Origin of the sequence: Nitrosospira sp. Nsp2 (assembly GCF_003050965.1) — a bacterium.
In the GTDB taxonomy this organism is placed as follows: domain Bacteria; phylum Pseudomonadota; class Gammaproteobacteria; order Burkholderiales; family Nitrosomonadaceae; genus Nitrosospira.
In genome coordinates this window covers 653049-679048 of the sequence record NZ_QAOU01000002.1, presented here as the reverse complement: position 1 = coordinate 679048, position 26000 = coordinate 653049, and the positions used below count along the sequence as shown (strand labels likewise).

The 26000-nt window shown below is 53.3% G+C and carries 26 protein-coding genes and 1 pseudogene; 22 read left to right on the top strand and 5 right to left on the bottom strand.

Annotation, left to right across the window (positions count from 1 at the left end; translation table 11 throughout):
• Nucleotide 1: 1 nt before the first annotated feature.
• Nucleotides 2-811 (bottom strand): annotated as a pseudogene (locus tag C8R31_RS16535) (LodA/GoxA family CTQ-dependent oxidase).
• Nucleotides 812-1165: 354 nt separating this feature from the next.
• On the opposite strand from C8R31_RS16535, the gene C8R31_RS07320 reads away from it, so the two are divergent.
• The 20 genes from C8R31_RS07320 to C8R31_RS07225 all read left to right on the top strand — a co-directional run bounded on the left by C8R31_RS07320 (nt 1166) and on the right by C8R31_RS07225 (nt 18452).
• On the top strand, nt 1166-1846 hold the full coding sequence (locus C8R31_RS07320; RefSeq protein WP_107693362.1) for a dienelactone hydrolase family protein: 681 nt from the start codon (nt 1166-1168) through the stop codon (nt 1844-1846).
• Between the two features lie 25 nt (nt 1847-1871).
• Nucleotides 1872-3245, top strand: coding sequence for an erythromycin esterase family protein (locus C8R31_RS07315; protein WP_107693361.1), 1374 nt, complete (start codon nt 1872-1874; stop codon nt 3243-3245).
• Between the two features lie 299 nt (nt 3246-3544).
• A complete protein-coding gene (locus tag C8R31_RS07310) occupies nt 3545-4321 on the top strand; it encodes a Kazal-type serine protease inhibitor family protein (RefSeq protein ID WP_107693360.1) in 777 nt (258 codons plus the stop codon).
• Nucleotides 4322-4658: 337 nt separating this feature from the next.
• Nucleotides 4659-4787, top strand: a complete 129-nt coding sequence (locus tag C8R31_RS16530; protein ID WP_258192612.1) for a hypothetical protein — start codon at nt 4659-4661, stop codon at nt 4785-4787.
• Between the two features lie 90 nt (nt 4788-4877).
• Complete coding sequence (locus C8R31_RS07305; protein ID WP_107693359.1) at nt 4878-5324, top strand: Hsp20/alpha crystallin family protein; 447 nt, start codon at nt 4878-4880, stop codon at nt 5322-5324.
• A gap of 342 nt (nt 5325-5666) precedes the next feature.
• Nucleotides 5667-6116 carry a CBS domain-containing protein gene (locus tag C8R31_RS07295; RefSeq protein WP_107693357.1) on the top strand — a complete coding sequence of 150 codons (450 nt, stop codon included), beginning with the start codon at nt 5667-5669 and terminating at the stop codon, nt 6114-6116.
• A 155-nt stretch (nt 6117-6271) separates the two neighbouring features.
• Entirely contained in the window at nt 6272-6781 is a 510-nt protein-coding gene (locus tag C8R31_RS07290; RefSeq protein ID WP_107693356.1) for an Hsp20/alpha crystallin family protein, read from the top strand.
• A 15-nt stretch (nt 6782-6796) separates the two neighbouring features.
• On the top strand, nt 6797-7417 hold the full coding sequence (locus C8R31_RS07285) for a YbhB/YbcL family Raf kinase inhibitor-like protein (protein WP_308811261.1): 621 nt from the start codon (nt 6797-6799) through the stop codon (nt 7415-7417).
• A gap of 33 nt (nt 7418-7450) precedes the next feature.
• On the top strand, nt 7451-8488 hold the full coding sequence (locus C8R31_RS07280) for a ligase-associated DNA damage response exonuclease (RefSeq protein ID WP_107693355.1): 1038 nt from the start codon (nt 7451-7453) through the stop codon (nt 8486-8488).
• The gene (locus C8R31_RS07275; RefSeq protein WP_107693354.1) at nt 8481-10112 is read left to right on the top strand and encodes an ATP-dependent DNA ligase; all 1632 of its coding nucleotides are present in this window, start codon (nt 8481-8483) and stop codon (nt 10110-10112) included. Before C8R31_RS07280 ends, C8R31_RS07275 begins: the two co-directional genes overlap by 8 nt.
• A 294-nt stretch (nt 10113-10406) precedes the next feature.
• Nucleotides 10407-11810 (top strand): F0F1 ATP synthase subunit beta, encoded by a 1404-nt coding sequence (gene atpD / locus C8R31_RS07270; RefSeq protein ID WP_107693353.1) that lies wholly within the window; start codon nt 10407-10409, stop codon nt 11808-11810.
• A gap of 38 nt (nt 11811-11848) precedes the next feature.
• The gene (locus C8R31_RS07265) at nt 11849-12238 is read left to right on the top strand and encodes a F0F1 ATP synthase subunit epsilon (protein WP_107693352.1); all 390 of its coding nucleotides are present in this window, start codon (nt 11849-11851) and stop codon (nt 12236-12238) included.
• Entirely contained in the window at nt 12231-12590 is a 360-nt protein-coding gene (locus tag C8R31_RS07260; protein WP_107693351.1) for an AtpZ/AtpI family protein, read from the top strand. The genes C8R31_RS07265 and C8R31_RS07260 overlap by 8 nt, the downstream gene beginning before the upstream one ends.
• Nucleotides 12583-12933, top strand: coding sequence for an ATP synthase subunit I (locus C8R31_RS07255; RefSeq protein WP_107693350.1), 351 nt, complete (start codon nt 12583-12585; stop codon nt 12931-12933). Before C8R31_RS07260 ends, C8R31_RS07255 begins: the two co-directional genes overlap by 8 nt.
• Nucleotides 12923-13591, top strand: a complete 669-nt coding sequence (locus C8R31_RS07250; protein WP_107693349.1) for a F0F1 ATP synthase subunit A — start codon at nt 12923-12925, stop codon at nt 13589-13591. The genes C8R31_RS07255 and C8R31_RS07250 overlap by 11 nt, the downstream gene beginning before the upstream one ends.
• A 138-nt stretch (nt 13592-13729) precedes the next feature.
• Nucleotides 13730-14011 carry a F0F1 ATP synthase subunit C gene (locus C8R31_RS07245; protein WP_107693348.1) on the top strand — a complete coding sequence of 94 codons (282 nt, stop codon included), beginning with the start codon at nt 13730-13732 and terminating at the stop codon, nt 14009-14011.
• 3 nt (nt 14012-14014) lie between these two features.
• Nucleotides 14015-14869, top strand: a complete 855-nt coding sequence (locus C8R31_RS07240; protein ID WP_107693347.1) for a F0F1 ATP synthase subunit delta — start codon at nt 14015-14017, stop codon at nt 14867-14869.
• The gene (locus C8R31_RS07235) at nt 14853-16457 is read left to right on the top strand and encodes an alternate F1F0 ATPase, F1 subunit alpha (RefSeq protein ID WP_107693346.1); all 1605 of its coding nucleotides are present in this window, start codon (nt 14853-14855) and stop codon (nt 16455-16457) included. The genes C8R31_RS07240 and C8R31_RS07235 overlap by 17 nt, the downstream gene beginning before the upstream one ends.
• A gap of 203 nt (nt 16458-16660) precedes the next feature.
• The gene (locus C8R31_RS07230) at nt 16661-17473 is read left to right on the top strand and encodes a rhamnan synthesis F family protein (protein ID WP_258192622.1); all 813 of its coding nucleotides are present in this window, start codon (nt 16661-16663) and stop codon (nt 17471-17473) included.
• 211 nt (nt 17474-17684) lie between these two features.
• Nucleotides 17685-18452: an FkbM family methyltransferase gene (locus C8R31_RS07225; protein WP_107693344.1), complete on the top strand. Its 768-nt coding sequence runs from the start codon at nt 17685-17687 to the stop codon at nt 18450-18452.
• A gap of 319 nt (nt 18453-18771) precedes the next feature.
• On the opposite strand, the gene C8R31_RS07220 is transcribed toward C8R31_RS07225, so the two are convergent.
• Entirely contained in the window at nt 18772-19473 is a 702-nt protein-coding gene (locus C8R31_RS07220; RefSeq protein WP_107693343.1) for a glutathione S-transferase family protein, read from the bottom strand.
• 296 nt (nt 19474-19769) lie between these two features.
• Nucleotides 19770-21371 (bottom strand): glutamate--cysteine ligase, encoded by a 1602-nt coding sequence (gene gshA, locus C8R31_RS07215; protein WP_258192621.1) that lies wholly within the window; start codon nt 21369-21371, stop codon nt 19770-19772.
• A 519-nt stretch (nt 21372-21890) separates the two neighbouring features.
• Here gshA and C8R31_RS07210 point away from each other — a divergent pair.
• Nucleotides 21891-22340 (top strand): helix-turn-helix domain-containing protein, encoded by a 450-nt coding sequence (locus C8R31_RS07210; RefSeq protein ID WP_107693341.1) that lies wholly within the window; start codon nt 21891-21893, stop codon nt 22338-22340.
• A gap of 16 nt (nt 22341-22356) precedes the next feature.
• Here the strand turns inward: C8R31_RS07210 and C8R31_RS07205 are convergent, their stop codons facing one another.
• On the bottom strand, nt 22357-24111 hold the full coding sequence (locus tag C8R31_RS07205) for an ABC transporter ATP-binding protein (RefSeq protein ID WP_107693340.1): 1755 nt from the start codon (nt 24109-24111) through the stop codon (nt 22357-22359).
• A gap of 470 nt (nt 24112-24581) precedes the next feature.
• Nucleotides 24582-24809 carry a hypothetical protein gene (locus C8R31_RS07195; RefSeq protein WP_107693338.1) on the bottom strand — a complete coding sequence of 76 codons (228 nt, stop codon included), beginning with the start codon at nt 24807-24809 and terminating at the stop codon, nt 24582-24584.
• Between the two features lie 252 nt (nt 24810-25061).
• Here C8R31_RS07195 and C8R31_RS07190 point away from each other — a divergent pair, with 252 nt between their 5' ends.
• A complete protein-coding gene (locus C8R31_RS07190) occupies nt 25062-25979 on the top strand; it encodes a Ku protein (RefSeq protein ID WP_107693337.1) in 918 nt (305 codons plus the stop codon).
• Nucleotides 25980-26000 lie beyond the last annotated feature (21 nt).

The following is a 26000-nucleotide window of genomic DNA, read 5'->3' as shown; positions in this document are numbered from 1 at the left end:
ATTATTTTGGCCAAATGCTGGAGGGGCGGAGTTCGGGTACTTTTTTCATGAGATGCGGGGAAAAAGTCCGCGCGTTTACACTCAGCGCCTGGTCATACCATGTGGTCACGTTCTCAATGCCGGGCGCATACGACGGAGGGCCGATCACCACCCAGGCGCTACCTTCCGCGAGGATTGGCTCGTTACCCGTTAGCTCTACCACAGCATTTATGGGACCATCGGAGACACCGTCGTACCAGCCGTCATTGTTGGCAAAATTATTAAGGCCGCTACCAATTGGGGAAGCCGATTTCCCGGGACCCCCGACCACAATCAGGCGCCCCTTCTTGTCGGTGAGCATACGGCCGAGTACGACCCTTTCACTCCCTTCAACATTTCCATTCAGAATAAAATTGATATCTCCGCTGAGCGTGAGAGGTGGTTTGTTCTTTCCCGACCGGGTTTGCACGCCCGCGTCGATGACCAACCCGGCCCGGTCCTAGCCGTCGTTTCGCGGTGGCGCCGACGGGCCTCCCTGAGGAAACTGACCCGCGGCCGCTTTGCGATTGACGAGGTGCACGCTCCACTTGATATGTGTTTTCTCATCTGGAGTCACCTCCCGCTCAAGCGTTTCTTCACCAAACTCATTGCGTGTGAATTGATAGACTCGAAATCGGGCTGCTTGCGGCTTAATTTTGCCTGGGGATGAATCGTCGCGGTGAGGTTTTTCCGGGACAACCCCGGGAGATTCAGGACCGACAAAATAACTTGCCTCGCTGTTTCCTATCCGGGCAATTCCTATTGACGGATAGATCCGATAGATTGTTTTCATCGGTATTTTTTCTCCTCTCCCTTCGGGGCGCTTGGAACATTTCCCGTAGATATCATTTTAGCTCATCAGGAATTGACTTAAGTTATTGCCGCTCCTGCCCCCTCTTTTAATAAATGTAGTGGAAGCGGGAAATGTTCGGAAGCGAACGGAAGCACATGGAATTTCTGCGAGACTGGTGACTAAATGCAACTGCACGAGGCACGGTTTTGCGAGGTGATGGAAGGAAGGGTCATTGCGGAGCAACGAGCGCCTTCCCGCGACCTGCCGGCCAGGGATGCCGCAACTTCAACGCAGCGCTATCGCTTACAACCGATTGTTATGACCTAAAACTGAAATGCGATTCCGAGGGACGATATGCGAACCAATCACACCAGCGAACTTTTTCCAGAAACCCGGGCGGTGCAAATCCCTGCCGCGGGCGTAGTATTGAATGCAGACTTGACCATTCCTGAGGGCGCCGTAGCAATTGTTGCGTTCGCACATGGCAGCGGGAGCAGTCGTCACAGCAGCCGAAACCGATATGTCGCAAAAACGCTCAACGGGTACAAGTTTGCCACGTTGCTTGCTGATCTGCTGACAGAAGAGGAGGAAATTATCGATGAGCGAACACGGCATTTGCGCTTTGACATTCCAATGCTGGCAGACCGGTTGATCGATATTGCGACATGGTTGCAACGTGAGCCGCAAACCAAAGATTTCAGAATTGGCTGGTTCGGGGCCAGTACCGGAGCCGCCGCCGCGCTGATCGCGGCAGCACGGCGGCCCGAGAATGTCATGGCTGTGGTTTCGCGAGGTGGGCGCCCGGACTTGGCCGGAAGCTATTTATCTCAAGTTATAGCCCCTGTCCTTCTTATTGTAGGGGAAAACGATCTTGAAGTGCTCGAACTGAATAAATCGGCGCTGGCACAACTGAATACCGAAGCGAGGTTGGAAAGCGTGCCGAACGCCACGCATCTCTTCGAAGAGCCGGGCACACTTGCGGCAGCCGCCCTTCTGGCCGCCGAGTGGTTCCAGGTTTACTCGTCGCCGATATAAGGCGAATACCGGAGCGGTTAACGATATGCGAAGTCTCAATGAACGTCAAAAACTGATTGACGTGCTGGAACGGGCTGCGCAGCCTCTTCAAGGCGCAGGCAATGATTTCCTTGCGTTGGTCAACGCCGCAAAAAATAAAAAATTCGTTTTGCTCGGCGAAGCGACGCATGGCACGGCGGAGTTTTATCGGATCCGCGCTGAAATTACCCAGTCCCTCATCGTTGAAGAGGGGTTCGACGCAGTCGCGGTCGAGGCCGACTGGCCGGACGCGTACCGGGTTAACCGTTACGTATTCGGCAGCTCGGATGATGCAGAGGCTGACGCGGCTCTGTCGAATTTTGTACGCTTTCCTGTGTGGATGTGGCGCAATACCGAAGTACTGGCCTTCGTTACGTGGCTGCGGAGTTACAACCAGCAAACGAAAAAATTTGAAGAGCGAATGGAATCTGCCGCGGAACCTGTAGGGTTTTATGGCCTTGATTTGTACAGCATGACAACGTCGATGAGCGCGGTCCTGGCCTACCTCGAAAGAATCGATCCCCAGGAGGCCGCGGCGGCCCGTGCGCGTTATGGCTGTTTTGGCCAGTTCATTGCGAATCCCCAGGCTTACGGATATGCAATCGCATCCGGCAGATGGGATTCATGCGAACGGGAAGTGATCACCCAGCTCGTACAGTTGCAACGCAAGGGTCGACTCTATGCTGAAAGGGATGGCGCTTTTGCCGGAAACGAGTATTTTTCAGCGCAGCAGAATGCCGAGCTGGTAAAAAATGCCGAGGAATACTACCGCGCCATGTTCAGGGGACGCCCCAACACATGGAACCTGCGTGATAACCATATGTTTGAAACGCTGGAGAAACTTTCGAATTATCTGGAAACCCGGCTGGGACGGCCCTCCCGGGTGATTGTCTGGGCGCATAATTCCCATATCGGCAATGCTGAGGCGACCGATATGGGGCGACGCGGCGAGTTCAATATCGGGCAACTGATCAGAGAAAAGTATGGGGCCGAGGCGCTTCATGTCGGATTTTCCACCAGCCGTGGCGAGGTGACAGCAGCAACGGATTGGGACGGGCCGGCGGAAACCAAGAAGATCCGGGATCCATTGCCGGACAGTTACGAAGACGTTTTCTCCCAACTCGAAAAAAAACGTTTCTTTTTGGACCTTCGGGCCCCGGGTGAAGCTGTTGGGCTGTTAAGCGACGAAAGGCTGCAGCGGGCGATAGGGGTCATCTACCGCCCCGAGACCGAGCGCGTCAGCCACTACTTCTATTCCTCCCTGCCACGGCAATTTGACTTCATGATTCATATCGATAGAACGGAAGCTGTGCAGCCGCTTCCGTCTTTCGTCCATGAAAGAGCGGGCGAAATTGATGAAACCTATCCGTCCGGTTTGTAAATCTACCGACAAGGCGGCGGCCGGTTGCCTGACGAACGCTATGCTCAAGGGAAACTGGCCCGGTTGGGCCTGGCAGCCATACGCGTCATTGGCTCTGGCCTCATCCACTCTTATTCGAACTACAATGGGACGTTTCCGTCCGTGTCGAATCCCGGAGGCCAATTGCACGATCTAGGATGGATATTCTTGCTTTCCGAATAATGTTATCTATATTTCAGAAATAGCTGCAAAACGTCCTTGCCAGCGCTACATCTGCCAAGCTCAAGCGCATGACCATACATTGCGAGATAAGAGAGAAAATGAATAAAGTAAATAATCTTGTGCTGATCGCAGCAATCCTGTTTTATGCCGGGACTGCCTTGGCCGAGCATCGTGAAGGCCATGTTGACTCTCCAAATCGTGCCGTAAATATTACCGTAGGTAGTACCGGTGTGGCGCTGGATGTTGCTGCATTGCGCGCGATCCGCAAGCTGGTTGGCCAGGCGATCTCGGTTGATACCGTAGACACCTTTTCCGTCTATAGTCCCAGGGTCGGCGGGCCTGTACCGATAGAAGGCGGCCTGATTGCGTGCGCAGAAGCGGGTTTCGCCTCGACGCCGCACAACTTTACCCATTTTGTCGACCGATTGCGTGACATTCGGCCTAAGGCAGGGACCTTCCTCAATGTGGAACTCACGGATCAGTGCAAGGCCATTGACGCCAGTATGCCTCTTGCGTGCGGTGGAATTGCGGGCACGGCATGTACCGATGCGAAGCAGTATTGCGACTTCGGTAAGGGCAAATGCAAAATGCCTGACGCGCAGGGCATGTGCAAGACCAAGCCCACCATTTGCACGCGGGAATTTCGGCCGGTTTGCGGCTGTGATGGGAAAACCTACGGGAACGCATGCACCGCGGCAGCAGCGGGAGTTTCTGTCGAGTATGAGGGCGAATGCAGAAAACCGGAACCGCAAGCTTGCGGCGGTATCGCCGGCATTCGGTGCCCGCAGGGGAAGACTTGTGTGGATGATCCGGCGGACGACTGCGACCCTAAACGCGGCGGCGCCGACTGTCCGGGGATATGCGAGGCTCGATAGTTGGTAAGCGGATGCTGCCCTGTGGTTCCCACGTTTCCGTCAATATAAATGTTAAATAGCGCACAGAGATGATCGTGATGCGGTGTTAAAAAATCCGTGGGTTCAACCGTTAGAGAAGATGTGCAGCTGGCCTCAGCAGTGCCGCACACCCGATCAACTAATAATCAAAGGCGCAATTTTGGATAGCAGGTCCTCAAGCAAACCCGACGTAAGGGTTAAAAAAAGCAAGCCAAGCAGCAACGGCAGTGTTGAACAAATCCATGAGTCGATGTCAAGCGGGTCAATAGCGGCACCGTCTCCTGTCACAGTCAGGCTGGAACGTAGAAAGGGCCATCAAATGATTTCCACCGCAACTTATTACCGGGCTGAGCGGCGGCGTTCTTATGGTTATGCACCTGATGAAACCGACAATTGGCTCGTGGGTGAAGTCGAAGCAGATGATGGGCTAACGGAAGGGGATGTGTGACAACCTGGCGTTCCGCCAGTTGGCCCCGTCTGAGCAATCCGTAACTGGTGAGGTACGCAAATGTAATTTTTCTTTAAAGGAGAAAACAGCATGGCAAATATTGTTCGCCGTTCCCCTACTCTGGGTGATATCGCCCGCTATGACCCGTTCGCCAATATTGATGACTTGTTCAGGAGTTTTGGCATGCGCCCGTTGTCGATCGAGGGCGAGGCTCCGGCAATCAAGGTCGATATAACCGAAGACGACAAGGCCTATAAGGTGCGAGCGGAAATCCCGGGTGTGAAGAAAGAAGACGTCAAGGTGCAGGTCGAAGGCAATCGGGTTACGATCAGTTGCGAGACCAAGCAGGAAAAAGAGGAAAAAGAAGGCGAAAGAACAATTGCCCGTGAAATTTACCAAGGATCGAGCTACCGGAGCTTCACGTTGGCGAGCGAGGTGGATGAGACCAAGGCCGAGGCAAAATATGAGAATGGCATACTAGAGCTGACGCTTCCAAAGAAGGAGGGGACAAGCGCCAGACGGATTGAGGTCAAGTAGCGCTAATAATCCTAAATGCGGGGAGCGAGGTACAGCAGGTTTTTCATTGTTTCCAACGGTTCAGCCTGCTGCAACTTGCGCCTTTCAAGTGCTGGTTCCGTGGTCTTATGGATTAACCCAGTCCGCCTTAAAGCAATCGTATTCCGATTATCTTCCGCTTCAGAGGCAAGGTGAACTGTGAATCGCCCGTTGGCTGCCAAACTGATAATTGCGATTCTCCGACTTCAGCGCTTGATTTTAACTGCCTGTACAGGCAGACGACAGGCATCAAGGCCCGTCCCATTGCTGCCCGAGTACTTTTATCGCCTGTATCCGAACGTGTAACCCTTAATGGAGAGCATTATGCCTATCGGTGAAGTTTGCAACCGCAACGTGATCATTTCGGGCCGGGAGGATACTGTCGCGGATGCAGCCAAACTCATGCGCGAGCATCATGTTGGCGATGTGGTCGTTGTTGATGAGCGTAACGGTCGGCGGTTCCCGGTCGGAATTGTTACCGACCGGGATCTGGTGGTAGAGATCATGGCGACCGAGCTCGACCAGAAGGTCATTACGGTTGGCGATATCATGTTTGAGGAACTGGTTACGGTGAAGGAAAGCGTGGGTATATTCGAGGCGATCCAATACATGCGCAGTAAGGCCGTCAGGCGCCTCCCTGTAGTGGATGAAAGCGGCGCCCTGGTGGGTCTGTTGACCCTGGACGACTTGCTGGAACTGTTGGCGGAAGAGTTTTTGGCGATTTCGAAACTGGTGACATATCAGCGCCAAAAGGAAACGCAGCGACGGCCCTAGAATGCATACGTCCTGCTCGTACTTCCCGTGACCATCCCGCTTTGTACCGGGGCGGAGAATCACGGGTCTGTGCCGTCCCCGGCAGAGTTGTTTCTGGTCATGCGATTTTCCGAGGGGCGCGGCGGTTTATTCAAAAACGATAAAGGAGCTTGATCATGTTGGATTCATTAAAACAGGCTAAGAGAAATCTCAGCCGAGGGTTAAACCGGACATTGGATCACATCGCGGAAGGATGGCGCGAACTGGTCCATCGCAGCAGCGATGCGTTAACCCACTTTAACCACGGTAAGCGTGAGGTAGCCACGGCAGCGGATCGGTATCCGGTTTTTCCAAACTGGAGTCTGCTTGCGGGAGAGGTCGAGGAAACGGATAAAGAGATTGTAGTGCGAGTAGAGGCGCCAGGCATGGAAAAGGAGGACTTTGAGGTTACGGTCGACGGCAATATGCTTTATCTCAAAGGTGAAAAGCGCTTCGAGCGGGCTACCAACGACAGCACTTATCATATGATGGAGCGCGCATACGGGTGGTTCCAACGCGCCATTCCGCTACCGGGCGAGGTGCCAGGCGACAAAGCGGAGGCGAGCTACACGAATGGCGTGTTGACGGTTCGGCTGCCAAAGCTTGAAGGCGTGAAAGGCCGGATAATTCCATTATTTGACAAATAGCAAATAGCGTTCGTGATGAGCACAAGGCTGAGTTGCTACTTGCAGGCACGAGCTGCTGTCCTGTCGGTAATCGCTCTCGTCTGCTGGGTGGCTGAAGCGGCGGAAAGCAACCCGCTTGGAGACCGGCAGGAAACAAAGCAGAAAAAGGAGAAAACATTCATGCCCATGAGCATCATATCTTCCTCGTTTCCTCACAATGGCGTCATCCCGACCCGCCATACTTGCGAGGGGCACGATGCGTCACCCGAGTTGCTCTTGACGGACGTTCCTGCCGGTACAAAAAGTCTGGCTTTAATCGTGGATGACCCCGACGCTCCTGATCCCGCTGCGCCCAAGAGAGTGTGGGTGCATTGGGTGTTGTACAATATTCCACCTACCAGCAGCGGATTGCCCGAGGGAATCGCGACAGGGGACCTGCCGCCCGGAACGCAGGAGGGCCTCAACGACTGGCAGCGGACGGGCTATGGCGGGCCCTGTCCACCAATAGGGAATCACCGATATTTTTTCAAGCTTTACGCGCTCGACACTGTGTTGCCGGATTTGAAGCGACCGACCAAGGCAAAGCTGGAGGAGGCGATGCGAGGTCATATTATAGCAACGGCGGAACTGATCGGACTCTATCAGAAGCAGCATTAGCATTGATCAGGTTTATCGCGGGAACGGGTGCAAATGGCCGATCTGGTAGTGGCGACAAGAGAGGGTCTGCTTTGCGTCCCAGGGAAGTTTTACATCGACCCGTGGCTACCAGTCGAGCGAGCCGTCGTCACGCACGCGCATGCGGACCATGCGCGCCCTGGCCACGCTCATTATCTTACTGCGTCGCCAGGCGCGGAGGTCCTCAAATCCCGGCTAGGCAACATCACGCTCGAGGCGCTGCCGTACGGCAAGAAAATTATCCACAATGGGGTAACGGTTTCCCTTCATCCGGCCGGTCACGTTCTGGGTTCCGCGCAGGTGCGTCTGGAATATCGGGGCGAAGTATGGGTTGCTTCGGGCGATTACAAACTGGAGCCCGACGGCACCTGTGACGCCTTTGAGCCTGTCGCCTGCGATACATTTATTACCGAATCGACTTTCGGTCTGCCGATTTACCGCTGGGATGCTCAAATAACGGTTTTTGACGATATTTGCCGGTGGTGGCGGCGCAATGCCGAAGAAGGGCGCACAAGCGTGCTGTTTTGCTACGCTTTCGGGAAAGCGCAACGTATCTTGAATGGTATCGACAGTACCATCGGTCCGATCATCTGCCATGGCGCTACTGCTACACTCAACCGTGTTTATCGCGAGAGCGGCGTGGCGTTGCCCTCCACGCTGAGCGTACATGATGTAAGCGCAAAGGAAGTTTTTCGCAAGGCGCTGGTAATTGCACCCCCCTCAGCCGCGGGCTCCCCCTGGATGCGGCGGTTCGGCGACTATAGCGACGCTTTCGCAAGCGGGTGGATGCTATTACGCGGAGCCCGGCGGCGCCGCGCGGTGGATCGGGGCTTCGTCCTTTCCGACCACGCAGACTGGCCGGGTCTAATGCATGCGATTGGGGCGACCGGCGCAACGCGTGTGATTGTCACGCATGGTCATGTTGACGTCATGGTGCGCTGGCTGCTGGAAAGGGGGTTGGACGCCAGCGCTTTTAGTACCGAGTATGGCACGGACGAAGATGATAATGTCGCCCTGAACGAAGCCATTGCGTTCAAGGAAAGCCATGCGTGAATTTGCGCGACTTTATGGTGACCTGGATGCGACAACTTCAACCTCCCGCAAGCTCGACGCATTAAAAAAATATTTCAATGCCAGTGAGTCCGCTAACGCCGCCTGGGCAGTTTATTTTCTGGCGGGGGGAAAACCGCGCCAAGCCGTTTCAACCAAGCTCTTGCGGCAGTTTTCAACGGAAATGTCTGGTATTTCGGAATGGCTTTTCGATGAATGCTATCTGGCGGTGGGGGATCTGGCGGAAGCAATTTCACTTATCCTGCCGCCACCGGAATATGAAAGTAACATAGGGCTCGCCGCGTGGATGGAAGAGCGTATCCTTCCATTGCGTGGCGAACAGCCCGAAAAAATCCGCGTCGCACTGTTCGATTATTGGCGTGGACTTGACAGGCAAGCGCGTTTTCTGCTGATCAAGTTGATAAGTGGGGGTTTCCGCGTCGGCGTATCCAAGTTGCTGGTGATACGCGCACTTAGCGAACTCAGCGGTGTTGATCACAAAATCATCGCGCAGCGGATGATGGGATGGACGGATGGCCAGGTTCCACCCATCGCAGAAAGCTACCAGAAGCTGATCGCGGCGCAGCCGGCGTTTGAGCAGAATGCCACGCAAGGGGGCCAACCTTATCCGTTTTTTCTATCCCATCCCTTGCAAACCAACCCGCGAACTCTGGGTGATATACGGTCTTGGCATGCCGAATGGAAGTATGACGGGATTCGCGCCCAATTGGTGCAACGCAGCCATAACTGCTATCTGTGGTCGCGCGGGGAGGAGTTGATCACGGATCGTTTCCCTGAAATCGGAGGTATTTCTCTTCCGGATGGCACGGTCATCGACGGCGAAATTCTGATATGGAAAAACGGTAGATCCGGTTCTTTCGCTGACCTGCAAAGGCGGATCGGCCGCAAAACGTTGTCATCCAAAATATTGGATGAGCTTCCCGCAGTACTCATTGCCTTCGATTTACTGGAGCATGAGGGCCGCGATATCCGGCACGTGGTTCAATTGGAGCGCCGCGCCCGGCTGGATGAGATTGTGCGGCGCCACGGGACTTCCGTTTTGATGCTTTCCCCGCTGATCGATGCGCCCGATTGGCGGACGCTCGAAGTCATCCGGGATAGTTCCCGCGCGCGGGGCGTTGAAGGTCTGATGCTCAAATCGACTGGTGCGCAATATGGGGTGGGCCGCACCAAAGAGAGTGGTGCATGGTGGAAGTGGAAGCTCGATCCTTACACGGTAGATGCGGTGCTCGTTTACGCGCAGAAGGGGCACGGCCGACGCGCATCGCTTTATACAGATTACACGTTCGCGGTGTGGAGCGACAGCCCCGACAGCGGACGGAAACTTGTGCCGTTCGCGAAAGCGTATTCCGGCCTGACTGACCGTGAAATCGCCCAGGTGGATGCGGTAATTCGCAAGACCACCGTAGAGAAATTTGGCCCGGTTCGAAGTGTAACACCTACGATGGTGTTCGAGATCGGATTTGAAGGGATTGCCAAATCATCACGCCATAAATCAGGTATCGCGGTTCGTTTTCCTCGCATGCTACGCATGCGCGACGACAAAAAGATCGACCAAGCCGATACTCTGGATACCCTGAACGCAATGATAAAAAATCACGGGTGAGGTTACCTGCGATTTCATCCCGCGCTAGCGGCTTGCAACGTTATTTTTTTCTGACTTGGGCCTGAACCTGAACTTCTCTTCAAAGTTAATACCATAACAATATGGTTAAGCAGTTGAGACACACAGCTGCGAATATTCAGGGGCGGTACGATCCACGGATCCGCGAACAACCCATCGCCAAGCGGTGCGAAAGCACGTTGTATCGCCGCCTGGCGTCGTGCTGCGTCTGAACTATACTGAAAGTGGTATAGCTAAGGATGGCAAGCGGGTTAATCCCAGCTCTGCCAGCAGAACATGGATAATGCACCTGCTTACGCGCAATGTGGTTCGGTTGTCTCAGTACGCGGCGGTATTGTGGATGTCCGGTTTGGAAGCCGCGTTCCACCCATTCACTCGTTACTGCGCGCCGGCAAGCAGGATACGATCGTTATCGAAATCTTATCCCAGCTCGACGAACATTGCGTTCGGGGCATAGCACTGACAGCCACGCAGGGTCTGGCCAGGGGCATGCCGGTGACAGATACGCATGGGCCGCTCATGGTGCCGGTAGGCAGCGCCACGCTGTCGCGCATGTTTGACGTCTTCGGTAACGCGATTGACCGTCATCCCCCCCCGGTAGGGATCCGGTGGCGTTCTGCGCATCATGCACCGCCTCCCCTGGTACGGAGGTCAGCAAAAGCGGAGATCTTTGAGACCGGTATCAAGGCCATTGATGTGCTTATGCCGCTGGAACGTGGCGGGAAAGCCGGCCTTCTCGGCGGAGCCGGCGTGGGTAAGACAATATTACTCACTGAAATGATCCACAACGTGGCTGGAAAGCATCAAGGCGTCAGCATTTTCTGCGGTATAGGCGAACGCTGCCGGGAGGGCGAGGAACTTTACCGGGACGTGGTGGCTGCCGGCGTACTGCAAAGCATGGTAATGGTATTCGGACAGATGAATGAACCGCCGGGCGCCCGGTTTCGGGTTGCCCATGCGGCACTCACAATGGCCGAGTATTTTCGGGATGACGAGCACCGGGATGTATTGCTGTTGGTGGATAATATTTTCCGGTTTATCCAGGCGGGAATGGAGGTTTCCGGGTTGATGGGACAGATGCCGTCGCGGATGGGATATCAGCCAACCATGAGCACAGAACTCGCCCAGCTGGAAGAACGTATTGCAAGTACCGATACCGGTGCGATCACCTCGATTCAAGCCGTGTATGTGCCTGCAGATGACTTTACCGACCCGGCTGCAGTACACACATTTTCTCACCTTTCGGCTTCAATCGTGCTTTCGCGTAAACGCGCGAGCGAGGGGTTTTATCCGGCTATCGATCCATTGAAGTCCAGTTCTAAAATGGCTACCCCGGGCATTATCGGTCGGCGGCATTATGGGATTGCACAGGAGATCCGGCGCACACTCGCACAGTACGCGGAACTCAAGGACATCATTGCCATGCTTGGGCTTGAGCAGTTATCGCTCGAAGACCGCAAGGTGGTGGCCCGTGCCCGTCGGCTGGAGCGTTTTCTTACGCAGCCATTTTTTACCACCGAACGGTTTACCGGCATCAAGGGAAAGCTGGTCGGCCTCAAGGACGCGCTTGAGGGTTGCGAGCGTATCCTGGGCGACGAATTCCAGGACGTTCCAGAGCGGGCGTTGTACATGATCGGGAGGATAGACGAGGTGAAAAAAGCGGATCCCCAGTTGCAGTAGGGTTTGTGCAACCATTTCGGAGCAGTTGCGGAGAATAGATGAATCTCAAAATTCTTTTACCGTTTCGCGTGCTCACGGAAAAGAGCGACGTCATGCATATTACCGTCGAGACGGATGCCGGATCGCTCGGATTCCTGCCACGCCGGCTTGACTGCGTAGCGGCGCTGAAGCCAGGGATTATGACTTTTAAGGCTAAAGGCGAGGCGGAAACGTACGTAGCAATTGACGAAGGAATTCTCGTAAAAACTGGCCAGGACGTGCTGGTGTCGGTACGCAACGCGAAGGGCGGGATTGATCTGAATACGCTCCGGAAAGCGGTCAGGGATGAGTTTTTGAGTCTCAATGTACACGAGCAGAGGATGCGCCGCATGATGGCAACCATGGAAAGCGGTTTTATTCGGCGTTTTGCGGAATTCCAACGTGAGTGATCAGCAGGAGAAAAAGACGGTGGCCGATGAACCCGAGTGGAGCCGGCTGGCGGGCGTCAGCGCGGCGCGGAAGTTGAAGGCCCAACGGGAGAAGTCTCATGCCGGGCGAACAGTCTGGTCAGGGTTAGGCATGATGGGGCTGGTAGGGTGGGCGGTGGTGGCGCCGACACTGCTTGGCGCGGGGCTCGGTGTCTGGTTGGACCGCCGCTACCCCACGGACCATTCCTGGACGCTTACGCTGCTGTTTGCCGGTCTCGTCGTCGGGTGTTTTAACGCCTGGTATTGGGTTACAAGGGAAGACCGCGAGACCCATAAACAACGGGAAAATGGGGGGACGGATAGCGATGAGTGAAGTCACGGGCGTGGCACTCGGTGTGGTGACCGGCATGGTGCTTGGAGCAATTTTTTTCGGGGGGCTGTGGTGGACGGTCATTAACGGAACTAAAGCCCTGAGACCAGCTCGCTGGTTCATTTTCAGTATGCTGCTACGCACGGGCATCGTCGTCACCGGGTTTTATTTGCTGTTGGGCGTCCCCGGCGCTGGCTTGGCGATGATGCTTGCCGGACTTGCTGGATTTGGTCTTGCGCGGCTCTCAGCGACACGGCTGCTGTCCGCTCCTGTGCAAACGGTGGAGTCAGGGGATGTGAAAGGGGAAGGAAGCTGCCAAGGAGGGAAGCCAAGTCATGCACCTTAGCCCTGATGACATCCTTTTCTGGGAGTATGGCTTCCTGAAACTCAACGCTACAATTGTATCTACGTGGGTGCTGATGTTGGTATTAGCCAGCGGTTCAAAAATGATCACGCGCAAGCTTTCGGTCGGGCTGGAAAGGTCCCGCTGGCAGAACTTGCTGGAGATCGTCGTCATCTCAATCAAGAAGCAGATTGAGGAAGCAGGTTTGCGCCGGTCGGACAGATATCTAGGTTTTCTTGGAACGCTGTTTCTGTTTGTCGTGGCTGCAAGCCTGTTCACAATCGTCCCTGGCTATCAGCCGCCCACAGGCTCGCTTTCGACCACCGCGGCGCTTGCGATTTGCGTATTCATCGCCGTACCGGTGTATGGCGTCAAAGAGCAGGGAATGCGCCGCTACCTGCGGTCCTATCTGAAACCGACGCCCATCATGCTTCCTTTCAATATTATCGGCGAATTGTCGCGCACACTTGCTCTGGCTGTCCGCCTATTCGGGAATATGATGAGTGGAACCATGATACTTGCAATTCTTCTGAGCATTTCACCGTTTATTTTCCCGGTCGTGATGAGCGCGCTCGGTCTATTGACCGGCATGGTTCAGGCTTATATCTTCAGCATTCTGGCCACCGTTTATATCGCAGCCGCTACCCTGCACGAGGGTTGAACCGGATACCCTGAAGTCGTAAAAAGTAGAGATCAACAATCGCGTCGGCGATAACCCTCGGAACAGGACGTTCATTAAACTGTAGCAGGGTAATAACAGAAGAGTTGCCCCGGACCGATGGAACAAAAAGGAGAGATTATGGACAGCGTGAGTCTGATTGCTATCGTATCAATTGTTACGGCGGGTTTGACGGTCAGCGTCGGCGTGATCGCTCCGGCATTAGGTGAAGGAAAGGCGATCGCCACGGCAGTAACGTCGCTGGCTCAGCAACCGGACGCCTCCGCCACCATTACCCGGACATTGTTTGTCGGCCTGGCAATAATCGAGTCTATGGCGATTTACTGTTTTGTGGTTTCCATGATTTTGATTTTCGCTAATCCCTTCTGGAATCACATCATTTCAGAGGCTGCGGGGAAGTAACTCGTGCTGATTGATTGGTTTACGGTCATTGCGCAAACGGTCAACTTTCTTGTTCTGGTATGGTTGCTCAAGCGTTTCTTTTACCGCCCTGTCCTCAATGCGCTTGACGCGCGTGAGAGGCGAATTGCCGCGGAGCTCGCGGAAGCGGGTGCTAAAAAATTGGAGGCTGACAAGGAAAGGGACGAATTTCAACGCAAGACTCATGAACTTGAGCAACAGCGTTCCGCGCTTTTGAGCAAAGCTCTGGAAGAGGCTCAGGTCGAACGCCAACGGCTGCTGGCTGCCGCGCATGAGGATGCGGCGAAGTGGCGCGCCAAATGGGAGGAGACGTGGAACAGCGATTATCAAGGTCTGAGTGACGTCCTTGCGCAGAAAACTTGCGCAGAAATACTTGCCACTACCCGAAAGGTGTTATCCGATATCGCCAGCTCGACTCTCGAAGCTCTTATTGTGGATGTATTCATTCAGCGCGTGCGCGAGCTGAACGCTGACCAGCGGGCTCAGCTGGTCCTGGCATTAGCGGCGGAGCCCGCCGCGACGGCCGCTGCGTCGCCGGAATGCGTGATCCGCAGCACGTTTGTTCTGTCGCCTGAGCAAAAGGAAAACATCGAGCAGGTGCTTCAGGAAAACCTGCTCGGCGATAAGCCGGTCCGGTTCATGACGGACCCAAGCCTGATCGCTGGTATCGAGCTTATCGCTAAGGGACACAAACTGGCGTGGACTATCGCCGACTACCTCTCGTCCCTTGAAAGAGAAGTAGAGCGGCTTTGGAAAAACCGGGCTGCGGCCGAACATGAACTCCAGCCTGAATCTGAAACACAACCTGATTGCCCATTAACTGATGAGTGTCGTCAATAAAGGTCTCGAAGACATCTTCGATAGTGCATTGGCACAGCTCGATCGGGCACGGGCAGTCTGGACGCCGCGGTTAGCCTTGCGCGAATTCGGAACCATCACGAGTCTAGCTTCCGGCATTGCGAAAGTTTCCGGTCTTCCCGGCATTGGATTCGAGGAGGTATTGCGGTTTGCCGACGGCTCTTACGGTATAGCTTTTAATATCGAAGAAGATGAAATTGGCGTGGTTCTGCTGGATGAGTACTTTCACCTGCATACCGGGGATGAGGTGCAACGCAGGGGACATGTGATGGATGTGCCGGTGGGCGAGGCAATGATGGGACGGGTAGTCGACCCGTTGGGCCGCCCCAGGGATGGAAGAGGGGTGGTGGCTTCCACTACGCGTCTGCCGATTGAACGTGCTGCTCCGTGCATTATGGATCGGGCGCCTGTAACCGTGCCCCTTCAAACCGGTATCAAGGTCATCGATGCGCTCATTCCCATCGGACGCGGCCAGCGCGAGCTGATTTTAGGTGATCGCCAGACCGGTAAGACTGCGATCGCAGTGGATACAATACTCAATCAGAAAGACGAGGATGTCCTGTGCGTTTATTGCGCTATCGGGCAACGCGCTGCCGGCGTGGCGAAGGTGATTGCGACCCTGCGGGAAAACGGCGCGATGAGATATACGGTGGTGGTCGTGACGGAGGGTAACGATCCGCCCGGGCTCGCCTATATTGCGCCCTATGCTGCGACCAGCATCGCCGAGTATTTTATGGGACAGGGCCGCGATGTCCTGATCGTGTATGATGATCTCACGCATCACGCGCGAGCGTATCGAGAATTGTCGCTTCTCCTGCGTCGCCCGCCAGGGCGCGAAGCTTACCCTGGAGATATCTTTTATATCCACTCGCGACTGCTGGAGCGGGCAACCCACCTGCGCGGAGAACTCGGTGGCGGCTCACTAACCGCGCTGCCAATTGTTGAGACAGAAGCTCAGGATATTTCCGCATATATTCCGACCAACCTGATTTCCATCACTGATGGCCAAATCTACCTTTCGCCGACGTTGTTTGAATTGGGCGTATTGCCAGCAGTTGACGTGGGGAAATCCGTTTCTCGGGTCGGAGGGCAGGCACAACGCGCGGTTTACCGTGCGGCGACGGGCGATCTGAAGCTGGATTATGCTCAATTCGAAGAACTGGAGACTTTCGCCCGGTTTGGCGCCCGACTTGAGGAGGATACGCGCGCGATCATAGAACATGGTCGCCGGATCCGTGGGTGCCTCAAGCAACCGGAATCCGCACCCGTCTCCGTGACTGAACAAGTGGTTCTGCTGCTCGCGCTTGGCGCGAGACTCTTCGAGAATGTACCACTGGACCGGTTGGCAGACGCCGAGTTGGTGTTGACGAAAGCAGTGGCGGACATGCCCGATGAGTTCCGGACGCGCATCGGGTGCGCAGAAAATCTCGGTGATGAAGACCGGGACGCGATACTGCGAGTTGCCCATGCGGCAATTGACAGTTTCAGAGCCACGGTATCGGTGGACGACGGAAGCTGGAACCGAAAGAAGGACGTTCTCGATTATTTCAATACTGGCCCCGGCCGATGAAAGTATCTCCCCAACCGCCTGCCAAGTTGCCGTCGCTGTGGCCCCCAAACTGGCCGATAAAGTGGCAGCTCAAGGCCATATTCAGGGACCTCCAGTATCTTCGCGATGTAGCCTTTCACTTGCTTGCAAGAAATGGTACGCGAGCGATACCTCTGGTCAGGTTTTATGGAGAAGGATCGATATCCCCCGACTACAATAAACCCGTGTGTTTATTTTGCAGCTACGATTCTGAAGGGGTCGTCAGAGAGAACGTATACCAATATCTTGATGAACTCGCGCTCGCCGGTTTCAATATCGTGTTCATCAGTTCGAGTGATGCCATCCGCGACACTGACATGGAAAAATTGTCGCGATGTTGCATAAGAATTATGAACCGGGAGAATAAGGGATACGATTTTTACGGATGGAAGACGGGGCTGGAAAAATATGCCGAGTACAGGTATCACTCGGGTCTGTTGCTGGCTAATGACAGTGTTCTTGGTCCGCTTTTCAGCATCCGCGACATCATTGCGCGGTTCGCTCGCTGCGAGGCTGATGTTGTTGGAATGACCGAGTCATTCCATTTTCATCCACATCTTCAGTCCTATTTTATTTACTGTAAAAAAAACGTCATCTTGTCTGAAGAATTCGTCCGATTCTTTCGCGAGGTGGACACACTTGAACTCAAGATTGCCATTATCCGGAAATACGAGGTCGGTTTTTCGCGCCTTCTTGGTGCCCGATTCCGCCTGTCAGCGCTTTATGGGCTAGAAACAGTTCTGGCTCGATTTGATTATCACCAAAGGCCAGTGAGGTGGATAGAACCCACTTTCCATCTATGGAAGCCTCTTATTACGGAGTTAAAATTCCCATTTCTCAAGAAAAGTGTTTTGAAGAGGAGGGGAGTATCTCTTGAAGAACTGGGAGCGGTGCTTGCAGAAAGCGGCTCGTCTTACGACCTTGCTATGCTGAATGATTGGATTGGTCCACAGGATAGCGTCCATCCCGCCCGTGAGAACTTTTCAGACGTTCCTTAAATAACTCCAGTCAACCGCTGCCATGGCGAACCCAAATTCAACCCGAATGGCGGTAGGACACGTTCTTGGTAGCCACGATTTTAAAATACGGTCGTGGACGGGCACCCTTAAAATATTTGTGAGTTGACAATAAAAACGTATATCCTTCGGCATTAGCCTGCTCACACCCATCTCTTTACCTGCGCTCATTAAATCTACTGTTGGCAACTAAATGTCCTCTTTTTTTATCGATGTTCTTTCCGGTTTGGCCGTAGCGCTTTATGGATTAAAAGGCGGGTACACAAAAGTAAATGTCAAAGGCCAGTCAATACGCATCGCGGTGGACAATTTCCGGACGCTTCAACGGGCAAAAACATATTCGATCAAGGAACCGGACACGCTTGACTGGCTTGACAGCTTTGAGCCCGGGTCGTGTTTTTTCGATCTCGGCGCGAACATCGGGCAATATTCCCTGTATCCCGCAAAGAAATACGGCAATGACATTCAGGTTTATTCATTTGAACCCCAATGCGCCAACTATTACCTGTTAAATAAGAACATATACCTGAACAAGCTTGAGAAAAACATCACCTCGTATTGCATCGCGGTATCCGGGGAGGAGGGATTTTCGAAACTGTACATTCCCAAATTTATCGGTGGCGGAAATCGTTCGCAATTTGGGAAAGAAGATTTGAAGAACATGAAAGTAGCGGCCACTCATATCCAGGGGATGTTTGGGGTAACCCTGGACGACTTATGCGCGAAATGGGGATTCCCCTACCCCAACTATATGAAGATCGATGTTGATGGCATCGAAATTCCGATCATGAGGGGGGCCGAGAACGTGCTGAAAAACCCGGCGCTTAAGTCGGTTATTGTCGAGTTGGGCACTCCCGAGGAGCAGGAGGAAGCAGTAAGCCTGATGGAACGAGCCGGCTTGAAAGTAAAATTCAAGACGACCAAAAACTGGGGCGAGACCTGTTTCGTGTTCGCAAAATAGGGTTAGGCTCCAGCGAGCAGACGTGAAGAGATAGCATTGGTGTGAAAATCTTTATAGGCGGGCGATCACCACGTCACCAGTAAACTGACTACGAGTCTGCAAGACCTGTTGAGCGGCCAAAAAAACCAGTTGCGTCCCGATACCCGTCCTTATCCCGGCGGATCCACTCCATTTGAGGGAGCAAAAGTGCAACCGCCGTGTCGAGCGACTGCAGGCTGATTCGCAAGGTGCAGTTAAAGGTCTATTCTTGCAGATGACATAAAAATCCTTCACATACCACCCGTGCAAAAACTGATGCGCGGCGTCAACATCAAAGCGGCTACAAATCCGGATAGTATTGCAGCTTTATTCGATCCACATAACTTCTCAGGTTATCCTTCGCAAGGGCGTGTTCTTTAAGCGGGGATTCAATCGGGCAACCAAGTGTATTGATCAGAAATCCGAAGGCGCTGGCATCGAGGCTGGTCGGTTTATCCCCCAGGAAATACGTTTTATCGCCAAGACACGCGGACAATGCATCGACGTCCTGCATACCCAGTTCAAAGATCTCATTGGCACTGTGCCGCCCTGTACCATGACCGAGAATCTGCCGATGTATTCTACGGCGATAATAAAAGGCCGCGACATCACGAATGACAGGAGGCATTACGCCAAAGATCGCTTTCTTATTCACTTGCCAATTTGCATCCGTATATTGCCACCTCGAATACATCGTCGCCCAAAACAGATGCTCTTCGAGCAAGCGCTGCATCGCTAGCGACAGCGCGGACTCTTCTAAAGTTAACTCTTCGTCGAGATCCCTATATTTGTTTTTGAGGTGCCGTATGATGAAACGCGAGTCTGCCAATTTGAGATCTCCATCCTCGATATAAGGCAGCTTACCCTTCGGAGCAAATAATGGAAGCGTTGGGGTTACCGTATATTTAATGTCGGCCATCCGCAGATACGTTTCTGTCTTGCAGCAGAAATGGCTGAGATTCGGAATGCCCCATGTACGTTCCAGCTGATAAAGTATGACCATCGAAGGGCCCCTTTGAAATGATTTGTTTCAAACGTCACTTGCAATTAACCAGTGAGAAGCTTGTTACATTCAGTTGTAAAATGCACGAGCCAAGCTACCGTTTTCGTTCGATTATTTTTTAAGCTTATTAAGCTCGATGAATCTGGATATTCCCCGTTCGATCAGCGGGCTAGCAGGTGCAACTCTTATCTCACGAGAGTATTTTGTGACCCGTCCTGAGCATTTCCGAATTGACCTGTAATACACTGAGCCGGGGCGATTTCAAGAATCGGTGTCGGGTACTCCGCCCGCTATGGCTAGCGAACCTGGCTTGCTTTGCGATCGATTCCGGGAAACTTCGCTGGTTCTGGTATCTTGGAAAAGTAGTTGCCAAGGAATTCATCGAAAGGGATTTCGCTCGCGTTATTCAACCGTTTCAGTTGCTCCAATGAATTCTCGACCTGTAAGTCAAAATCTCTCTTTACCGAATTATCCAGCGGTGTTTTCTGGAAATGAGAGGTGTATTCACGGGATTTTTGCAAGACCAGTTCCGCGACCGACAGCTTCTGGTCTCGCATTGTTGCCAGCATCTTTGCCGAAGACGTCAACTCGGGGTGGCGAATAACTTCCATCTGTTTATGTAATGCCTCAGTGTAGGGCCGGGCTTTATTACCATTGTCCAGTGCCTCGCAGATTTCCTGCAACTGGTCACAGAGTATCAATGCCCAGGTTCGCAGATGAACTTCCTGTCCTTTATTCAATAATTTCAACGCCGGATCTCGTCCTTTATTGGCTACGGCCAATGCGTTGTGTTTGACTTCGTCATATTGCCTGGTGTCATGCGCAGGACTTTCATGAAATAAACAGAGCAGACTAAGAGCTTCAAGAAACCGGGTGGTTTCAATTGAAATTCCACTCGGCTCAAAAACATCGATATCAAGGGATCGTATTTCAATATATTGAATGCCCCTGTTACTCAATGCCCGCAGCGGTCTTTCATTTGGTCTTGTCAGTTGTTTCGGCCGAACTGAAGTGTAGTATTCATTCTCGATCTGGAGGAGATTGGTAGTCAACTGCCTGTATTCACCGCCAACCTTCGTGCCGACCCTTTCATAATCGAGATAAGGTATGGATGTCGCTTTGCTCAAGTCGCGTATGTACTCATCAAGACTGTTAAAGGAAACACGAAACGATGCTTGCACTGGGTTTACATAGCCGATCTCGCTCATCCTTAATGAGGTCGCGAAAGGCTTGTAATAGGAAGTCTCATCGAACTTCTCCAACGCATTCGAAAAAGCAGAGTTGCGGCCATCGACAAAGCTTTTGCTGACCGCCGGGGATGAGCCAAACAGATAGGGGATCAGCCAGCCATACCTTTGCAGGTTTCTGATTGTTCCCATATAAGCACTAGCTCTGAAGGATTGCGGATCGCCAGGCTGTTTAGTGAAATCCTGGTATTCCGGCCAGAAGGATTCGGGAAGCGAGTAGTTAAAATGGATTCCCGCAATGACTTGCATGCAACCGCCGTAGCGGTAGCTCAAGCCCTGCCGGTATATATGCTTCATCCTTCCTATATTGGATGAGCCATAGCGGGCAATAGGAATTGCCGAGCTTCGCAAATCGCCGATTGGCATACTCGCCGACAGGAGCAGTTCATCATCAATGTTGGTGCAGACGTATCGATGCAAGTCTGTTAGAAAACCCAACATTTCGCTTCCATCCGATAATGCTGGCGTGATCAACTCGAGCAGAGCTTCAGAATAGTCCGTGGTTATGTTCGGATGCGTTAACGCAGCCCCTAGCTGAACAGGATGTGGAGACAGCGATATGGATCCTTCCCGACTAATGCGAAGACCTTCTTTTTCGCAGCCTTTTAAGCCATTGCGTATAAAAGGCTGAAGTGATTCACTGATACGCATTTCAAATCGCCCGCAAGGTAAGTTGTTTGACATTTTTGCTCCGACCACTGCTGACATCAGTTACGCGTTAAGAAAAAAATACAATCATCTGACCAATTCAGTTGCTTCAATTCCGGGTCGGCGGTCTGGACTCATACGATAAATCAACCAGGCTCGTTTCATTGCGGTATCTGCTAGCCACTTTGATCTTAGTTCTGGCTTGCAATAAGCAAGTTAGAAAAGCTTAGCTTACGAAATTGCAAAATGCAAGTATTTATGAGGTGTCCGCTTCATTTTCGCGCGCTGGGGAACCCGCACAGGTCGCTTTCGAGTTCTACACTTGGCACAATCAGTAAAGGAACGAGCATGCGGACAGAAAAGTATTTCTCGCCTATGTGGAGCAATCGATGGCTCAAAACAGGTGTGCGCCAGCCTGGTAAGAGAACTCGTAGGGCATTCTTGGTAAACCCTGAAAGTGATTGCAACATACAATATATGTGTCTGCTTGCAAAATGCAACTGAGTAAAATAGACTATTGGAATGAGTACCCAGGTTCAGCCTCATCGCTCCTCGTGTCCAATCAGTTGCGCGCTCGATATATTGGGTGATAAGTGGACGTTGCTCGTCTTGCGTGACATTCTTTTCAAACGCAAACGTTATTTTCGGGAATTCCTCACGTCGCCTGAAAAAATCGCCTCCAATATACTTGCTGATCGTTTAAGAAAACTGGAGGCGGCAGGTATGATTCTACGACGGTATGATCCGAGTAATGGGTGCAAGATAGCCTATAGCGTCACGGAAAAAGGGATTGATCTAATACCTGCAATTCTGGAGCTGTTACGCTGGGGTGCAAAACATGAGGTAGCTGACAGTAAGCACGATCAATTAATTGAACAGTTTGACCGGAATCCCGAACAAGTAATCGCTGAGATACGCTCGTCGCTAGGGTGGGTAGCGTCGAGTGAATTGCTCACGCCGGAAGCCCTGTAGCTAAACTAGCGCCGGTTCATCGAAAACCGGAAGTGGCTTCCCTGCGGGACACGGATGGGGCTTCCGAAGCATATTCCGTCTCCGCGGAGGGGTGCAGGCGCTCCGCTTTTCCCTTTGAGAGCGTATATATGTTATCGGCTGCGTTGATTAATGCGGGCTGATGAGACACAGCTACAATGGTGAGAGTCTGGGCCAGCTTTCGGAGCGTTTCACAAAACAGACGTTCGGTTTCGGGATCAAGCGCACTCGTCGGTTCATCGAGCAGCAGAAAAAGCGGCTGATGAGCCAGTGCGCGGGCAATTGCAATACGTTGTCGCTGCCCTCCGGATAGTAATCCTCCCCGTTCCCCGACAACCGTATGCAACCCATCCGGGAGCGCGCTGACGAAATCCCAGGCGCCGGCTTGGTGTAGCGCCCGCTCTGCGTCGGCCTCAACCAGATCCGGAGCGCCGACCAGGATGTTGTTGAGGATGGTATCGTGAAGCAGGACGTTTTCCTGCGCTACGTAGCCGATCATGCGCCGCCAGTCGCGTGGATTAATTTCACGCAGAGGCACGCCATCGATTAGGATTTCTCCTGACTTCGGTTCGGCCAGGCTGCACAGAAGGTCCAGCAGGGTACTCTTACCCACGCCGGATGGTCCCGCAATTGTGGTGAATGAATGGACCGAAATCTCGAGGTTGAGATCCTGAAATATCGGCCGCGTGCCGTAGTCGAAGTAGATATGCCGCAGGGCGATTCCCTTCTGGAAGGTGGGCTGACGCGTACCCGTGGTCCTCTCCGCTGCGGCGCGAGCCTCGTCAATCGCGGTTCGCAGCGACCAGTAGGCGCTTTCCTGGGCCATGAGGTTCTGATATTTCCGCTGGGTTTTATTGAGCAGGCTCAGGAGTCGGGTAAGGAGGAAAACCATCACCATTACGGCCGGCAGTGAAAGCTCCCACATTACAAGCGCCAGATACAGGCCGGTTGCCATGAGAGTGGCAAGGATGGGCTCCTGCAAGGCCATCAATGCTTCCCGTGCCATGATCTCGCGCCGGGTGGCTTTTTCAATCTGCCTGGTTTGATCGCGGAGAATAGCCTCTGCAACATTATCCCGTGCCATTGCTTTAAGCGATTTTACCGAACCGAGCACGTCGGAAAGATATGTCAGCAGGTGGCGAAGCAGATGTGTCTGCTTAGTCCCTGCCCGCCGGGTGGCGCGGATCAACTCGTTCAACAGCCGCAGCATCACGATACCCGCCAGGAAGGAGGTGAGCGTGGCCTGCCATGAAACAAACATGGCAACGGTCCCGTACACAACCACCTGTATCGCCAGCGCCAGCACCGTGACGCTATGTTCAAAACCGTTCGCCGCGCGGTATGCCTCGGTGGCGACCGAGTTTGCCAGCGAGCCCATGGGTTGACGCAAATAGTATTGCCACCGGCTGGCAAGTAGCGCATCGATTAGTTCGAGGCGGAGCGCAGTAGCGACATGAGCAACTGTATAGCCCACCTGTCTATTGGCCACGAGCAGGATCAGGCTTTTGACTATCATGCCGCCAACGATAATCGACAACATGACTCCAATGGTCGGGACGATGCCGATGCTTTGCAGCGCTTCAACTACCCGTTTGCCGACATCCGAATTGGCGGTATCCCCTACCGCAATCGAGAGCAGCGGGAGAAGCGCGGTCAGACTGAGCCCTTCAGCGACACCGGCCGCCAGCAGAGCAATCAGCACATACGCCGTTCGCCGGGGAAAAAGCATGCAATAGGTAAAGAGGGTCCGCATGGCCTAGATCAGCACAGAATCGATAATCATATCCTAAAATCGCGGCTCAGGCTGAATTGCCGGCCGGGGCTACATGAAACTGAACGACGCTAACCAACCTTAAGCGTCGGCCCGTAACGGGGCTATTTTGATTGGTCAAAATAATCAAGCTGATTAGTTTGCTACGGGGGGAAACTCTGGACACCGGGCGCAGTTGCGCCCGGGAAGACGTTTGCACAGGCGATTCACGTGTTTCAAGATGGGTGTATTACGGTTACGGCTGGGTTTCCGGGAAGCTGCCGCAGTGCGCTCAACGCGCTCTGCGGAGGACGTGTCAGAGCTTCCTTTGGCGGTGACAAGGGACAGGCGGCCGATACCGAATACCAGCAGAATTTGCTCGGCCGGATCGGCAGCGATTGTTCCGTCTTTCGGACGTTTGGGCTATTGCTGCAGGCTGGGCAGTATACTCAACCAGAGCGAGCAAATTTGTTTTAATCGGTTTTTCGCGCCCCGCGGATATTAAGCGCGACCAAAGCAAACTGAAGGCCAATCACAGCGAACGCCTGTGCATGCCAGCCCCATGTAATCCATAAGGCGTTGCTGAACAGGGAACATACGAAACCCGCATGGCGCCTGCGTTTTGATTGATAAGTCAACAGCCAGACCGCGAGCACGTTGACGATCATGGCGGGCCACTGCAATAGGGAAAAATAATCCATATTCTCCTGCTCTCCTGAAATAGCATTATGTCATGTTGATTTCACTGATTTCCCTAGTTGCCGCTAACCGCATCCTCTCATTCATCCGTTCTGTTTTCCGTACGAAAGAACACAAAAGCATGCTTCAGAATTAGTGCGCCAACGCACATACATCGCGAGGTGGCTGGTGCATGATCGTTCAGGCCGATATTGTAAATTTTTTTACACTGCTTCCCAAGTGCACGCACTAACGTCATTTTTTTGAATTGAATTATGGCGACTTCTACTTCAAGCAGCCGGGCCTTATGGAAAGGCGCTATCAGTTTTGGCCTGGTACACATCCCCGTAGCCCTTCATTCAGCCACTACGGACCATGGATTGAATTTTGACTGGCTGGACAAGCGCACGATGGACCCGGTTGGTTATAAGCGAGTGAACAAAAAAACCGGCAAGGAGATCGATAGAGAAAACATTGTAAAGGGGATCGAGTATGAAGACGGAAATTACGTCATTCTGAGCGAGGAAGAGATCGCCGCCGCTTATCCAAAAACGACGCAAACTATCGAGATCGAAATGTTTGTGCCCCCAACCGATATTCCTTTCATCTACCTTGAGCGCCCGTATTACGTCGTGCCGATCAACAAAGGGGCTAAAGTCTACGCGTTACTGCGGGAAGCCCTTTACAAGACACGCCGCGTTGGCATCGCGCGGGTAGTTATCCAAACCAAACAGCACCTGGCCGCGCTTGTACCGACGGGCCCCGCGCTCGTGCTGAATCTATTGCGGTGGGGGAACGAAATACGCAGCTGGGAAAATTTGAGCTTCCCCCCCGAAGGCATGAAGGAGGCCGGAATTGCCGAAAAAGAATTGAAAATGGCGGAGCAGTTGGTGATGGATATGAGCGGAAAATGGCGCCCCGAGGAATTTCGCGATGCGTTCAAGGATGAGGTCATGAAACTCGTCCATGAGAAGGCCGAGAAGGGCGACATTGAAAGAGTGACTCAACCGGAGGCATCGGATGTGCTCGGCGGCGGCGCGCAAATTCTCGATCTTACCGAGTTACTCCAGCGTAGCCTTAAGAAGGGTGGGGACAAGGAAGAGCGCGAAAAGACACCCAGCAGAAAACCAGCCAAGGCTGGCCCCGACCGTGCAGAGCCCGGGACTAAGGGGGCGCATAAGCGCCGAGCGTAACCGGGGGTGTAATTGAAGCGT

What these genes read in the sequence shown, in the direction of transcription:
- C8R31_RS07210 (WP_107693341.1), top strand. Translation starts at nt 21,891, where the DNA reads ATGAGTACCCAGGTTCAGCCTCATCGCTCCTCGTGTCCAATCAGTTGC.
- atpD (WP_107693353.1), top strand. Translation starts at nt 10,407, where the DNA reads ATGGATAATGCACCTGCTTACGCGCAATGTGGTTCGGTTGTCTCAGTA.
- gshA (WP_258192621.1), bottom strand. Translation starts at nt 21,371, where the DNA reads ATGCGTATCAGTGAATCACTTCAGCCTTTTATACGCAATGGCTTAAAA.
- C8R31_RS16530 (WP_258192612.1), top strand. Translation starts at nt 4,659, where the DNA reads ATGATTTCCACCGCAACTTATTACCGGGCTGAGCGGCGGCGTTCTTAT.
- C8R31_RS07250 (WP_107693349.1), top strand. Translation starts at nt 12,923, where the DNA reads ATGCACCTTAGCCCTGATGACATCCTTTTCTGGGAGTATGGCTTCCTG.
- C8R31_RS07280 (WP_107693355.1), top strand. Translation starts at nt 7,451, where the DNA reads ATGGCCGATCTGGTAGTGGCGACAAGAGAGGGTCTGCTTTGCGTCCCA.
- C8R31_RS07275 (WP_107693354.1), top strand. Translation starts at nt 8,481, where the DNA reads ATGCGTGAATTTGCGCGACTTTATGGTGACCTGGATGCGACAACTTCA.
- C8R31_RS07190 (WP_107693337.1), top strand. Translation starts at nt 25,062, where the DNA reads ATGGCGACTTCTACTTCAAGCAGCCGGGCCTTATGGAAAGGCGCTATC.
- C8R31_RS07310 (WP_107693360.1), top strand. Translation starts at nt 3,545, where the DNA reads ATGAATAAAGTAAATAATCTTGTGCTGATCGCAGCAATCCTGTTTTAT.
- C8R31_RS07315 (WP_107693361.1), top strand. Translation starts at nt 1,872, where the DNA reads ATGCGAAGTCTCAATGAACGTCAAAAACTGATTGACGTGCTGGAACGG.
- C8R31_RS07295 (WP_107693357.1), top strand. Translation starts at nt 5,667, where the DNA reads ATGCCTATCGGTGAAGTTTGCAACCGCAACGTGATCATTTCGGGCCGG.
- C8R31_RS07245 (WP_107693348.1), top strand. Translation starts at nt 13,730, where the DNA reads ATGGACAGCGTGAGTCTGATTGCTATCGTATCAATTGTTACGGCGGGT.
- C8R31_RS07205 (WP_107693340.1), bottom strand. Translation starts at nt 24,111, where the DNA reads ATGCGGACCCTCTTTACCTATTGCATGCTTTTTCCCCGGCGAACGGCG.
- C8R31_RS07235 (WP_107693346.1), top strand. Translation starts at nt 14,853, where the DNA reads ATGAGTGTCGTCAATAAAGGTCTCGAAGACATCTTCGATAGTGCATTG.
- C8R31_RS07255 (WP_107693350.1), top strand. Translation starts at nt 12,583, where the DNA reads ATGAGTGAAGTCACGGGCGTGGCACTCGGTGTGGTGACCGGCATGGTG.
- C8R31_RS07290 (WP_107693356.1), top strand. Translation starts at nt 6,272, where the DNA reads ATGTTGGATTCATTAAAACAGGCTAAGAGAAATCTCAGCCGAGGGTTA.
- C8R31_RS07285 (WP_308811261.1), top strand. Translation starts at nt 6,797, where the DNA reads ATGAGCACAAGGCTGAGTTGCTACTTGCAGGCACGAGCTGCTGTCCTG.
- C8R31_RS07305 (WP_107693359.1), top strand. Translation starts at nt 4,878, where the DNA reads ATGGCAAATATTGTTCGCCGTTCCCCTACTCTGGGTGATATCGCCCGC.
- C8R31_RS07265 (WP_107693352.1), top strand. Translation starts at nt 11,849, where the DNA reads ATGAATCTCAAAATTCTTTTACCGTTTCGCGTGCTCACGGAAAAGAGC.
- C8R31_RS07195 (WP_107693338.1), bottom strand. Translation starts at nt 24,809, where the DNA reads ATGGATTATTTTTCCCTATTGCAGTGGCCCGCCATGATCGTCAACGTG.
- C8R31_RS07225 (WP_107693344.1), top strand. Translation starts at nt 17,685, where the DNA reads ATGTCCTCTTTTTTTATCGATGTTCTTTCCGGTTTGGCCGTAGCGCTT.
- C8R31_RS07220 (WP_107693343.1), bottom strand. Translation starts at nt 19,473, where the DNA reads ATGGTCATACTTTATCAGCTGGAACGTACATGGGGCATTCCGAATCTC.
- C8R31_RS07320 (WP_107693362.1), top strand. Translation starts at nt 1,166, where the DNA reads ATGCGAACCAATCACACCAGCGAACTTTTTCCAGAAACCCGGGCGGTG.